Source organism: Candidatus Nitrosocaldus islandicus, from assembly GCF_002906215.1.
In the GTDB taxonomy this organism is placed as follows: Archaea; Thermoproteota; Nitrososphaeria; order Nitrososphaerales; family Nitrosocaldaceae; genus Nitrosocaldus; species Nitrosocaldus cavascurensis.
In genome coordinates this window covers 1,151,175-1,163,865 of the sequence record NZ_CP024014.1, presented here as the reverse complement: position 1 = coordinate 1,163,865, position 12,691 = coordinate 1,151,175, and the positions used below count along the sequence as shown (strand labels likewise).

The following is a 12,691-nucleotide window of genomic DNA, read 5'->3' as shown; positions in this document are numbered from 1 at the left end:
TATTTGTCAGAAGAGATGATGAATGAATTATCTGCACTCTCTCTACCAATGTTAACCTGCTAAAGATGGGATGAATGCAGTCTATGCTGATATTTCTCCATGTATGGAGAAAAATCCCAATAAGATCCTGTATTTTTATTTTATACCCCATGTTGTCAGCTTTACTGTATTTATCCCTAAATATGGGAATTCTATTCATATTTTTCTCTAAATTGTCAAAATATTTAAACTATAACGTTAATATATATAAATTTAGAAGTAAAATTTTTATTCAATTTTGTTGGAAGTATTTTACCTTCACCTATAATAAGTACTAGATACGCTGCTTAACCTGAGTAGGTTGCAATAGATGCTCATCCATGAACCTTCTTACTATGAATCTAAGCAGTTCTGCCCTGCTCCTTATACCATACCTCTTTGCCTCGCTACTAGCAAGGTATCTATCGAGTTCTTTGAGCATCTCCTTAGGCAATGGTATATAATCCCAGTCTTCTCTAGCCATGCACCATCTATTTCTTTGAACTATATTTTAAGTTTTATATAGTAATTACATATTTATGTAAAATATGGTATACTTAGTCATCTACAGGTAATAAATTGCCATTATAATACATGAATGGTAAATACAGTCAGAAATTATACTAAGTTAGTGATAATATAATCTATCGTATAGTTATAGAATGTATATTACATTTGTGAACAGTGCAATATCTACAACGATTTATCTTCGATGATTAATAAACTTACAATAACAAGCTTGCTATCTATGATAACAGTCCTAACAATTACCATGCTTGAAAGTGTATATGCTACTGGAGGTACAAAGCCATGTAGATAAAGAAGTGCGTTGAGCAACCAAGCGATGCTCATTGCTAACATTGAATAACTAAACACGCTTACTAATAGCAACATCTACTGATAATGGCTAGTGCAAACAGGATAAGGCTTGTATGGATAATTGGTCTACAAATACTATAGTTCAGAGCAGTCTTCAGATAAGGGGTAGTGATAGTATACTATCTCTAGGCAAGATACGTTCAGTACATAATACAATTGAGGATTCATTCAACGTGATTGTGTAATGTCCAATGACATGGAAGGGTGTAACCTATAATTCAAGAGGATAGTTCATGGTTATGCTAGTCTATGGTGGGCATGCTTGGTGTGGTTGGTTCAAGGTTCAACATCTACATATGGTAGGTATTTGATGGATAACTATTCTAACCTAAACTCCTTTGCCATTGAGGAATATGTTATTATTGTAAGTATATCTTTTAATATGCTAATTAATATCTGGTTAGTAGCAATATTGTATACCAAGATTTACTACATTCAGGCTCTTAGCCATTATATTGTATATAATAGCCTCCATCTTACCCATTAGGTTGTTAAACCCTAATAAGTAGTGATGTTCAACCTATAGTATGAAGGTAGAAAGAAGGCGTTGCCCTATCTGTGGATGCACTAAGCATTATATAGTTGGATGCGTTAGCCATTGGTTGCACCATAAGGATGAGGATGAAGATAACATACGAGATGAACCCGCCAAGGATAATGGCTAGTCTTAGCAATAGCAATTATAATGATCCCAATACACCCAAGAGGGAGAGGTTCGATCTACAATCGTTGAGTAGTGATCTTGAAAGGTTCTACTGTAGGGTAAGGATGCTCTATGGCTTAGCACATATGATCCACGTTACCGATTCAGTACTTGGTATCCCAAGACTCTCAAGTATAAGCATAGGAAGAGAGATAGTGCAGAAGCATAAGTTGAGGGCAAGGTGTAGCATAAGGGTTAGAGATAGGAATACTAATGCTATCCTTCAACTTGTTACAGATGCGATAATTGCTGGCATAGATGGCCTACTTGTGATCAAGGGTGATGAGCCAAGGCATTCAAGCATAGACTCTGCATTGAAGCCCAGTAGCGTTGTTAAATTCCTGAACGAGCATGGCTTCTCCAAGCATATAAGGTTATACCTCTCGATAGATGCTGAGAACTACAGCGAGGATGAGTTGAACAGGAAGATCAGTGCAGAGCCCCATGGTCTGATAACGCAGAGTCTCTCCTCGCTTGAGCCTTTAGTATCTCTTGCCGATAGGGTAAAGGCTAATAATATGTGTATAGTGCCATGTATAATGGTACCATCTCCAAAGAACAAGGCAAGTGCATCAAGTATAAACCTTGATTGGAGTAGGTATGAGCATGATGTAGAGTCATTTGTGCTTGAAGCATACAGCCTATGTGGGGAGGTTATGATAACATCACCAAATAGTTTTAATGATGGTATAAATATCCTTAAGAGAGTGATGTATGGTAAAGCATATCAGAGAGGCACCGTGCAAAGGGGAAGTGATACCGTAGGAGTAGAGTATAAAGAAAAAGAGGGTGAAAATGGAGGATGGAAGCATGAGTGAAGATATTAAGAGAATAAGTAGGGATGATGCCTCTACTGAGTGTATTAACCCCCTAATGGTGAGGGATGATGGTTAAAGGTAAGAGCAAAGGTATCCCATCAGAGGCAGGTATAGAGAGTTATGCTGTAGGCATATATCCTAGATCACAACTCCTAGTTACAGCAACAAGGAAGAACCATCCAAACCTAGCAGAGCTGTTCAGGAAGGGCAAGAGGTCATGGATGAATGTACAGAGGCGTGCTGGGCTAACCTATATAGCAGATCCAATGATAGACTGGGATGATATATTCAGGCCATTTGCAAGGGTAAAGGGTATCTCGCTTGGTCCATTGAACAGGTTCTTCGAGACCAACACATTCTATAGGAGGTTGATAGTTCATGATGAGTTGGATGGATATGGTAGCATAGCAAAGTCCATGCTTGCTCTAGATCTGATGAAGGAGGATAGGAAGGTAGCATCATTGCCAGATCCATACACATTCACCATGCTTAATGAGAATAGGTATTACAGGAGTTATGAGGATTACATATTTGCAGTAGCAGATATGCTCAATGCTGAGGCAAAGAAACTTGCTAGGGAAGGGGTTGAGATAATACAGTTTAATGCACCATCTATAGCATATGACTTTAATGGTAAAGAGAAGGCAGAGATTAAGGATAGACTTGCACTAATAAAGGATGTCATGGGCAAGGTTAAGAAGGGTGTTAGTAGTAAGGTGTACATATACTTCTACTTTGGTAATATAGCAGGTATATTCGATGAACTGCTAGATATGAAGGTTGATGGGCTAGGTATAGATACATCTAGCACGAAACTAACATCCCTAATTGATTACAACATTGATGTGGATCTTGTTATAGGTATAGTTGATGCAATGAACACAAGGATGGAGGAGGCTAAGAGTATGGCAAGTGCATTGGACTTCATGCTTGGTAAGATTGATGTTAAGCATATAATACTTACTACAAATAACAGCCTTGAGTACCTGCCTTACAAGTTTGCTGTTAAGAAGGTCAGCTTGCTAGGCAAGATAGCTAGGTTATTGACCGCTAAACAGAATGGTTTAATCCTATAGCCATAGCATAATCATAAATTTATTTATGGAGTATGGCTGTGCTTTAAGCAAGTTATCCTAACGTTTAATCCATAAATCCTATATATCTCATCTGTAAGTTGTTGAACCTCTACATCCATAGCTGATTTGAGGGAGTCAACCCTCTTGCTATACTCCTCAAGCATACCCCTTACCCTCCCCATCTCCCTCTCAACACGCTCAAGATCACCATCAATGATCTTAAGCCTATCCTTATATGGCATGATCCTCCCACCGTAGATACTCATGATCCCTTCATACTCCTTGCACTTGTTTATGTAGTACTCAAGCCTATCCATTAGACTATACACATTCTCTATATCCTTATCAGGGTTCTTCAGATGCAGTCTTCCAGATGCTATACCATCGCTCACCCTTCCAAGTACATCTCTCATCACATCTGCATTAACATCCTTCAACCTTGCTGGTTCATCCATAACAGCCTTGAGCATTTCATACTTCTCCTTTTCAAACCCTATCTCATATGCATACTTGCTTATCGCTCTACTCAGCCTAGAGAAGTCCCTTGCTACATCTGCTAGGAGCCTATCATACTCAATCCTTGCGTTAGAGATGATCCTCTCAAGTTCTATATACTCACTAGTCTTGAGTATTGCTTCCCTCATCCTCTTAACCTCTGCCCTCTCCTGTTCAAGGGTATCAAGTTCTTCCCTCATCTCCTTCATCTTTACATTAAAGGCATTGATCTCCTGCTCCATCTGCATAAGCCTTACAATTCTATCCCTGCACCTTGAGTGTGATGATGCATGCTCATCTATGCTCTTTGCAATACTATCAAGCACATCAACATCCCTCTTCATTGCAATGAGTATATCCTTCAATGCTCTAGCCTCAGCAGGGAAGAACTCGTATAGTATCCTCCTATGGGAGCCTGAGGCATCGCCTATCCTGTTCAGCATCCTTTTAGCCTTATCAGAGATAAGTGCTATATCGTTAACACCCTCTGGTTCAGGTAATGGTTTGCTAACCTCAACTATAACATTTGTTATAGTATCCCTTGCCCTCTCTACTATGCCCTTTAATTGTAGAGTGAGCTCATCCCTTACCACTCTCCTCCTCAAGCCCTCAGATATACCTTTCAATGAGTCTATATGCTGGTTAAACCTCCTAGCAATCTTTATGGCTTCTCTAACATTAGATGTATTATCCATACTCTTGCTACTACCACTACCTTCCATATCCAATCTATCAAGCACTGCCATCAACCCTTCAAGGTTTACCTCCAGATAGGATCGATCCTTGTGTTGAGATTTAACATCCTCCTCTTCTCTATCTCTACCTCTACCCTCCCCTTGATCTCCCTTACCCTTTCTTCTAAAGAGTACCATCACATATAGTAGGAGGAGGAGGTTGAAATAGTTATACATGGCTATTATAGCAATAAGTTTATTTTATAGCATGTGAGAGAAGCATCCATGCCAATGCTATTCCTATGTCAAGAGATAGGCTCGCTCAAGAAACCATCATGGCTACTTGACTACGTTAAGCATAACAAGGTAAGTGAGGAGGATAAGGAGAGGGCTAGGAATGATGCTGCCTACATCAACATAAGGTTGCTGGAGGATATAGGACTTGATGTGGTTTATGATGGTGAGGTTAGGAGAGTAGAGATGTATGAGTATCCTATAAGGTATGCAAAAGGCTTCATATTTGCTGGGGAGGTAAGAAGTTTCGATAACAAGTACTACAAGAAGGCTAGATGTGTAGCAAAGGTAGCGTTGAAGAACAACTACCATCTTAACGAGTTCCTCTTCGTCAAGACACATGCAAGGAAGGATGTAAAGATACCCATAACTGGTCCATATACTCTTGCTGACTGGTCATACAACGAGTTCTACAACAGCAAGGAGGAGTTTGTAATGGATATTGCAAGGGAGATGATAAGACCACTCATTCAAGACCTTGTTAATCATGGTGCAAGGATCATCCAGATAGATGAGCCTGCAATGACCACACACCCATCAGAGATGAGGATTGCTGTAGATGCTATAAATGAGTGCACAAAGGGTATAGATGCAAAGTTTGTAGTGCATATATGCTATAGTGGGAATGAGTATAGAGCATTGATACCATATGCAATGGATATAAATGCTCAACAGTTCGCATTGGAGTTTGCAAACAGGGATACATGGAACCTTGGGCTAGACGATGATTCCAGGAGGGGCTATAAAGTGCTTAAAGAGTTCAAGGAGTATGGCTACAGCAAGGAGATAGGCTTGGGTGTTGTTGATGTGCATGTTGATGATATAGAGAGTCCAGAACTGGTTAGGGATAGGATAGTTTATGCAGCAAACATACTTGGGGCTGAGAATATATACGTTAACCCTGACTGTGGGCTTAGAACAAGGAGCAGGAGTATAGCGGTAGAGAAGTTGAGGGTCATGGTCAAGGGTGCTGAACTTGCAAGGAAGGCATTCAGTTGAATTGCAAAGAATAATACTAGTAATTCTTATACGTTTGTTGCTTTTTCTATATTAGAAATTACATAATACTTGACAAGAAAGCCTACGGTTTTAACCATGGGGATGAATTGTCCATATATTTAAATACTTATATGAGGAAATAGTATTTGGCGAGTCGCCAACTCGAGGAGAACTAACTAAAGAAGTAAGACAAGAAGAAAGAAGGAAAAAGGAAGAAGCGGGCTATGGGCTATATGTACATAGCAGGGGCTGGTTGCAAAGCCCAGAACTCGGTAGGATGAGCCCTTCAGGGTAACAAACCGAGAATCTCCTACAATGGAGAGTGTCAAAGGTGTAGGATGCGATACAAATACTATAGGTACATATAGAGCGGTACTAAGCACAGAGGTTGGATACAAGAGTTTACAATATCATTCAGTGTTGTGAAGGTAGTTACTGGTATAATGGGTATAGCAGGAGCAATGTTTGCATTAAGATTGATATATGCTAGGAGGCATAGAAAGAGCTGATAATACCTCGATAGATATCCTTCCTCTCTTTATTTATTAACTAATAAACAATATTATATAAGAATTATGCTCAGGAGACCATCGTTATTGCATCATCGCTCATGCTCTACTACCCCAGGTCTCATCATCGCGTGATTATATTGGTTCAAGCCATTAATCAACCATTCTATTGTAGTGGTCAGTTAGATATGAAGGCTCGGAGTAAGTTAATGTTAAAGATGCCTATGATAGAGTTAAGGATAACCATAACTATGAATATTACATTCATGCTGCATGAAGAATAACTATAGAGAAAGAACGAAAGAAAGAATCTGCTAATAACCAGATTTTAGTAATTTAAATCATATGAAGCGCATCAAGTTTACAAGTACAAATGGCAATCCATTCTTTGAGGCTTATATGTATATTCAGGCTAATAGGAGCGAGTTTGATGAGAAGATCTCTGCTCTTGAATATAGGAGCAGAAGAGCAAGAGAGTTTGTAAAGAAGAAGAGAGCTGCTAGATGGATGTTGAAGAGGATCAAGGTTAATGACAATAGCAGTAAATAGTATCTATCACTTTATTTAGTTAATCAATCAGTTACTCATTGTAACAACAACCTACAATACAATAATTATGGGTGATTATGGAATTGATATGTATGAAGGAGCATATAGCAACAATACCAGAATCACAATTGATTAGATGGAGTAATGCCTTACTTCATCTCCAATCAATACTAAGATACGTTGCAAGATCATCAGATCCAAATACTCGCATGCTTGTAGATGATGCATTATCATGGGTCTCATATCTATCAACTGATATACATAATAGGATAATGGAATGCAATAAATTCTATGATGGTATAAGTAGATAGTGTTACGTTGGCGATTAATATGGTACATGGTCCAAAGTACTCACCATTGGATGTAAAGATTGCAATACTCAAACATGATATAAGGAGAATGGTTAGAACATATGATGTCAACTCAGCATCTATCTTAGCATACTTGGACAAGTTGGTTATTGATATTAACGTTCATGCTAGCAGCAGATCTGATGATGACTATACATGTAATGGCTAGAATGGTTGAAAGTTATTGTAACGAATATCAAATATTTATTTTATCCTGTAGATGAGTCAGTTGAATGATCATATATATTTGTTAGATGGAGAGTAGAGGGAAGAGGGAATATGCTTACTTGATAGTTATGGTGAAAGTTGGTAATTCTTGCATGAATACATGCATAGACATGCTATGATTATTAACCAACACTATTATTAATACCCTCTCCCATCAATCTACAGTATCATCACCAAATTATATAAATAATTATAGAGCGAATAGATAGAAATAAGATATAGTAATCTGTTATATCCTAGTTATTCTTAATTATGAACCCCATAATACTATATTCAATGGTAAGATCTAACTGCACATGCAATAATTGTGATGAAAACTGTTGTAAACAGTCTGTTAATGAGCATGACTGTGGTTATGGATATGAGCATGAGTCAGATAGAGTAGGTATTAAGGATGATGATAGAAAGTATTACCCTCATACTAGCAAGAATGCACTACCAAGTGCAATTAAGGTTCAAGAACTATTCAACATCCTAGACGATGCATTGTATAGAGCCTTCAATGAGTATAAGCCAACATATGGAGAGATGTTCATAGCGTTATTCCAACTACAGCAGAAGCTCTACACATTATACATGAAGGATATAGCAATGAATAGCATTGAGTTGATGAGAATGGAGATGGTAGGTATGATTGGATGTGATGATAGGGATAGTGCTACTAGTAGGTTAGACATCTATACATGAGTAGATAGCATAATAACTGATTTATAAGACACCATTAACTATCTTCAGGTTTATTCTTAGTAGATCATATTCACGCAACATGATGCATTCCAAGCATAGTATTGCTTATTTGCTTATAAATAAAATTTAGTGATGTTTTACACACTAGGCTTGCTTGGCATACTCTTAACTATCTCTGTCAACTCATGAACTATACTGTTTACACTCTCCATGCTTGTTAATGGCTTAACTTCTCTCTCCATGAATGGCATGCTAGGGAGGAGGAAGAGTATCCTCTGCAACTCCTCATTGTTCTCAACATCCCATATGCTTATTCCTCCAGGTGTATCAGCAAATGCATAAGCAGCCTTCAACTTCCCTGCAGCCTTGTAATCCTCATACATCTTGAATGTTTGTGCAAGCATCTTCAACTGTGCCAGCGAGACATCTGTAGGCTCGAAGTTTATCCTCACCCTATCTATCACTAGGTAGAGCATAAGAATATTACAAGTATTAACGATTTAAGTTTATTCATCCATGTATTATATAAGCTCTTATCCTAATAAAGAGATATATACCATACAAGTGATGCAATGTATATGCAGAAGCAAGAGCAGGAGAAAGAGAAGAGACCTATAAGGATACTTGTAGCAAAACTAGGGCTTGATGGGCATGATAGAGGCGCCCTTGTGCTTGCTAGAGCGTTTAGGGACGCTGGTATGGAGGTTATATACTCAGGCTTATTCTGCACACCAGAGCAGGTAGCGAAGATGGCAATAGATGAGGATGTGGACGTTGTAGCGATGAGCCTCTTGAATGGAGCGCATCTAACGTTATTCCCAAGGGTTGCTAAGCTTCTAAGGGAGAAGGGCAGGGATGATATAATCTTACTAGGAGGGGGCATAATACCAGAGCAGGATAAGCCTCTACTTGAGAAGGAAGGTATATTGGGAAACTTTGGCCCTGGCACACCTTTAAGCAGGATAATAGAGTTCATTAGTGAAGAGGTAAGGAAGAAGAGATTGAATAAGTAAGGCTCTGCTATAAACCTCTTACGTATAGATGTTATCTGCATCAATACTACTATTGCTACTCTTACCACTGCTTATCTATCTGTATGGATCATTAACCTTACTTGATTTATAGTAGGATGGTGAAGATATGGTATGATCGATACCCTGCTTACATACACATCGCCTATAATAGGTGGAGTAGTTGGCATCTACTCATACTATGCATTCAAGAGAAGGTTGCATATGGTGAGGCAGTTCATAGATACTCTTGACGATGCACTCTACGATGATAGGATAAGCGAGGATGAGTTCAGATCTCTATGGAGTAGGTTCAAGGCAATGTTTTCTAGCATATAAATATATATAAGAAAGTAAATAGGAAGAAAATAGTAATACATAATACATACGATAGTGTATTTCTTTATGTTAGGGAGTTTTAAACCCATACTTCCTCGAATATGACATATAAGTTGTGATCATTCTATTATTAGTAAGGATAAGATTGATCCCTGCTGCTAGTATACTGAAGGATCTTCTATATGAGTAATGATGTTGATTATGATCTGGCGAAAAATATAACTGAAGATGATGCATCCTATGCAATAATCAATGCAAAGCAAGTAGTAGTTAATATGACTATATACCAAACTGCTCATACAACACTCTTTGCTGTCCATACTCCTAAAGAACTCAAAGGTCTTCCTATTATACCGCTACCAGACCCTTCAGAGCTGTTAGATTATGCTACTGATGTAAGTATAAGCAGATCTGTGGTTGATGCTTGGAATATTTACAGTTTAGAGAATGGAGCAACGAAGGATGAAACTCATAATAATATCAATAGAGAGATCAGCGAAGTGACCCGTTTGGCGAACTAATATATGTAATAAACTCACAACCTGTGATAGATCTAGATGTACCAAAGACTCTGCTAAGGAAGATAAAATAAATTATATGGGAGTATAAGAAGTGCTCATTCTCTCCATATCATTGACCTTATCCTCTTCCCAACCTTCTCAATCTCATGTTCCTCCAATGCTCTCATGTACTTCTCAAATGCATTCTTGCCCTCCTTCTTGTATATGCTAACCCACTCCTCAGCAAACCTTCCTTCCTGTATATCCTTGAGCACTTCCTTCATCCTTGCCTTTACGCTAGCATCTATAACGTAAGGTCCCCTAGTCAAGCCTCCATACCTTGCTGTCTCGCTTACCCTAGCATACATCCCAGTTATCCCATACCTCTGGATCAGATCAACTATGAGTTTCAGTTCATGCAAGCATTCAAAGTATGCTACCTCTGGTCTGTAACCTGCCTCTATAAGCGTCTCGAATGCAGCAAGTATTAGGGAGTGCGCACCTCCACACAGGTTAACCTGCTCCCCAAACCAGTCAGTCTCAACCTCCTCCTTGAATGTAGTCTCTATAACCCCTGCTCTTGTGCATCCTATACCCTTTGCTACTGCTAAGCATCTATCCCATGCCCTACCAGTAGCATCCTGCTCCACTGCTACAAGTGCTGGAGTACCAAAGTTCTCAAGGTAGAGCTCCCTTAGCCTCTGTCCTGGTGCCTTTGGTGCAACCATGAATACATCTACACCATTTGGAGGAACTATCCATCGCCAGTGTATGGCAGCACCATGTGCAAAGCATAACGCCTTACCATCCTTCAGATAAGGTTCTATCTCCTCCTTGTATACTCTAGCCTGCTCCATATCTGGGATGAGGACCATTATAATATCTGCAGCCTTGACAGCATCGCTAACAGATCTTACATCATGCCCATCCTTCACTGCCTGCTCATAGCTCTTGCCCTTCCTTAACCCTACAATCACATTTATGCCTGAATCTCTAAGGTTGTTTGCCTGAGCATTGCCCTGTATCCCATAGCCTAGAACTGCTACTGTCTCATTCCTTATAGGCTCTAAAGATACTTGATCATCAACCCATTGCCTTGCTACTCTGCTTGATTGTGTTGCTTTACTTGTAGCCATTGCCATAGCATAGCAGTAGAGCCTATTAATACCAATTGCCTTGCCTTAGCAGACCAACCAATAGGCAGCCTATAGCAGATACCCTAGTATAAATAAATGAATTTAAGTAAGGATAGGCAAGTTAGTGCTGTTACAAGACTGCCAGAACTGTAAGCAAAGGTAATGTTGAGTTTGAGGGTTTAGGTTCTCTTATTAAGGGCAGCGTTGAGATCAAACCATTAACTGTATTCATAGAACCTAATGGCTCTGGCAAGTCATACACTGCTATGCTTCTATATGCATTGTACAAGGGAATAAGTAGATCTTCAGAATACTTTATTAATAGTTTCAGAAGCATGAATAATAAAACGTTTAAAAAGATAAGAACTAAACAAAACTATTACAATTAAATGTATTTCCATAAGAGAGTACTAGATGATATACATAGAGGTAGTAACTGTGGCGATGTAGATTCAATAATAAATAAAGTTACTAACTAGAAGATTTGTTGCTATTGAGAGTATCGATGAGATGAAAATATAATAAAACCTGGCAGAATATCCAAATCAGAAAAGGTATTAACGATAGAATACATAATACATAATAAAATATTAGTATCATCACAGATCAGTTATATGTCTGCATCACGTTCTGACTATTACAAGATATAGGGCCGTGCAAGTGCAATCATAGAGTACTCTGCTAGGTACCAGTATTATCTAAAGAGATGCCACGACTCACAGGAACATCTGCAGATTTCCTAGCAGAATTGATACGTTTACCAGACGAATACTATCACAGTAATTATAAGATACCTAAAGAATTCGGACAAATAATAGATTTTTGATAATCATATACTTGCAGCATAGATATTTATGTTAGTGATAAAAGAGGTATTGTAGCAGAGTTCATGTATAAGAGTTGTGGATTATCTATCCCAGTTGAAGGCTGCATCTGACATAGCTGAACTTGCTCCTCTTGCTCTGTATCTTATATGTAGTAAGGCCATATAGCATGTTGATACTTGAGGAGCCTGAAGTACACCTCTATCCAAGACTACAGAGGAATGTTGCAAGGCTCTTGGCAATGCTTGCTAGGAGTGGTGTAAGTACTCATCACAACTCATAGTGGTATTCTCCTAGAAGAGTTTAACATTATTGATGCGCTTGGAGAAAGTTAGGCTATATAGAGGATGAGTACCTGCCTATGGACCATCTAAGTGCTTATCTCTTTAAGTATGATGAAGAGAACCATGGTTACATAACTGAGGAGTTGAAGGTAACGGAAGAGGAAGGGATACCACAAGAGGATCTCACTATAGCATTGGAGATGGGAGAGACCCATTAGGATAAGCCGTATAACTGAAGGTACATGAGAAGGAGTGAAGTGTATATACTAGAAGATCCTACTTCTAATGATTATAGATATGTAAAGGAGATATGTAGGAA

General features: G+C 38.7%; 16 protein-coding genes. 12 read left to right on the top strand and 4 right to left on the bottom strand.

The genetic code is table 11. The annotated features are described in order from the left end of the window. Positions 1-313: 313 nt before the first annotated feature. On the bottom strand, positions 314-502 hold the full coding sequence (locus CRG89_RS06060; RefSeq protein ID WP_103287396.1) for a ribbon-helix-helix domain-containing protein: 189 nt from the start codon (positions 500-502) through the stop codon (positions 314-316). Positions 503-1,512: 1,010 nt separating this feature from the next. On the opposite strand from CRG89_RS06060, the gene CRG89_RS06055 reads away from it, so the two are divergent. Next, on the top strand, positions 1,513-2,418 hold the full coding sequence (locus tag CRG89_RS06055) for a methylenetetrahydrofolate reductase (RefSeq protein WP_103287395.1): 906 nt from the start codon (positions 1,513-1,515) through the stop codon (positions 2,416-2,418). 65 nt (positions 2,419-2,483) lie between these two features. Beyond that, complete coding sequence (locus tag CRG89_RS06050) at positions 2,484-3,494, top strand: uroporphyrinogen decarboxylase/cobalamine-independent methonine synthase family protein (RefSeq protein ID WP_103287394.1); 1,011 nt, start codon at positions 2,484-2,486, stop codon at positions 3,492-3,494. Positions 3,495-3,517: 23 nt separating this feature from the next. Here CRG89_RS06050 and CRG89_RS06045 read toward each other — a convergent pair whose 3' ends face one another. Then, complete coding sequence (locus tag CRG89_RS06045; RefSeq protein WP_103287393.1) at positions 3,518-4,900, bottom strand: hypothetical protein; 1,383 nt, start codon at positions 4,898-4,900, stop codon at positions 3,518-3,520. Between the two features lie 48 nt (positions 4,901-4,948). Between CRG89_RS06045 and CRG89_RS06040 the strand changes: the two genes are divergently transcribed. The 5 genes from CRG89_RS06040 (at position 4,949) to CRG89_RS06015 (ending at position 8,279) form a co-directional block, all read left to right on the top strand. Then, entirely contained in the window at positions 4,949-5,956 is a 1,008-nt protein-coding gene (locus CRG89_RS06040; RefSeq protein ID WP_103287953.1) for a uroporphyrinogen decarboxylase/cobalamine-independent methonine synthase family protein, read from the top strand. A gap of 854 nt (positions 5,957-6,810) precedes the next feature. Next, the gene (locus CRG89_RS06030) at positions 6,811-7,014 is read left to right on the top strand and encodes a hypothetical protein (RefSeq protein WP_103287391.1); all 204 of its coding nucleotides are present in this window, start codon (positions 6,811-6,813) and stop codon (positions 7,012-7,014) included. A 77-nt stretch (positions 7,015-7,091) separates the two neighbouring features. Next, positions 7,092-7,325, top strand: a complete 234-nt coding sequence (locus tag CRG89_RS06025) for a hypothetical protein (protein WP_148695147.1) — start codon at positions 7,092-7,094, stop codon at positions 7,323-7,325. Between the two features lie 19 nt (positions 7,326-7,344). After that, positions 7,345-7,533, top strand: a complete 189-nt coding sequence (locus CRG89_RS06020; RefSeq protein ID WP_103287389.1) for a hypothetical protein — start codon at positions 7,345-7,347, stop codon at positions 7,531-7,533. A gap of 335 nt (positions 7,534-7,868) precedes the next feature. Next, complete coding sequence (locus tag CRG89_RS06015) at positions 7,869-8,279, top strand: hypothetical protein (protein ID WP_148695148.1); 411 nt, start codon at positions 7,869-7,871, stop codon at positions 8,277-8,279. Positions 8,280-8,416: 137 nt separating this feature from the next. On the opposite strand, the gene CRG89_RS06010 is transcribed toward CRG89_RS06015, so the two are convergent. Beyond that, positions 8,417-8,755 (bottom strand): muconolactone Delta-isomerase, encoded by a 339-nt coding sequence (locus tag CRG89_RS06010; protein ID WP_103287387.1) that lies wholly within the window; start codon positions 8,753-8,755, stop codon positions 8,417-8,419. 102 nt (positions 8,756-8,857) lie between these two features. Between CRG89_RS06010 and CRG89_RS06005 the strand changes: the two genes are divergently transcribed. The 3 genes from CRG89_RS06005 to CRG89_RS05995 all read left to right on the top strand — a co-directional run bounded on the left by CRG89_RS06005 (position 8,858) and on the right by CRG89_RS05995 (position 10,149). Further along, positions 8,858-9,292 (top strand): cobalamin B12-binding domain-containing protein, encoded by a 435-nt coding sequence (locus CRG89_RS06005; protein ID WP_103287952.1) that lies wholly within the window; start codon positions 8,858-8,860, stop codon positions 9,290-9,292. Positions 9,293-9,424: 132 nt separating this feature from the next. Next, on the top strand, positions 9,425-9,628 hold the full coding sequence (locus CRG89_RS06000) for a hypothetical protein (RefSeq protein ID WP_103287386.1): 204 nt from the start codon (positions 9,425-9,427) through the stop codon (positions 9,626-9,628). A gap of 182 nt (positions 9,629-9,810) precedes the next feature. Continuing rightward, positions 9,811-10,149 carry a hypothetical protein gene (locus CRG89_RS05995; RefSeq protein WP_103287385.1) on the top strand — a complete coding sequence of 113 codons (339 nt, stop codon included), beginning with the start codon at positions 9,811-9,813 and terminating at the stop codon, positions 10,147-10,149. A 95-nt stretch (positions 10,150-10,244) separates the two neighbouring features. On the opposite strand, the gene ilvC is transcribed toward CRG89_RS05995, so the two are convergent. Beyond that, positions 10,245-11,264, bottom strand: coding sequence for a ketol-acid reductoisomerase (gene ilvC, locus CRG89_RS05990; RefSeq protein WP_103287951.1), 1,020 nt, complete (start codon positions 11,262-11,264; stop codon positions 10,245-10,247). Positions 11,265-12,257: 993 nt separating this feature from the next. Between ilvC and CRG89_RS08805 the strand changes: the two genes are divergently transcribed. Together CRG89_RS08805 and CRG89_RS08800 are read left to right on the top strand one after the other, a co-directional pair. Next, positions 12,258-12,371: an ATP-binding protein gene (locus CRG89_RS08805; RefSeq protein WP_231911527.1), complete on the top strand. Its 114-nt coding sequence runs from the start codon at positions 12,258-12,260 to the stop codon at positions 12,369-12,371. A gap of 78 nt (positions 12,372-12,449) precedes the next feature. Beyond that, complete coding sequence (locus tag CRG89_RS08800; protein ID WP_158648756.1) at positions 12,450-12,590, top strand: hypothetical protein; 141 nt, start codon at positions 12,450-12,452, stop codon at positions 12,588-12,590. Positions 12,591-12,691 lie beyond the last annotated feature (101 nt).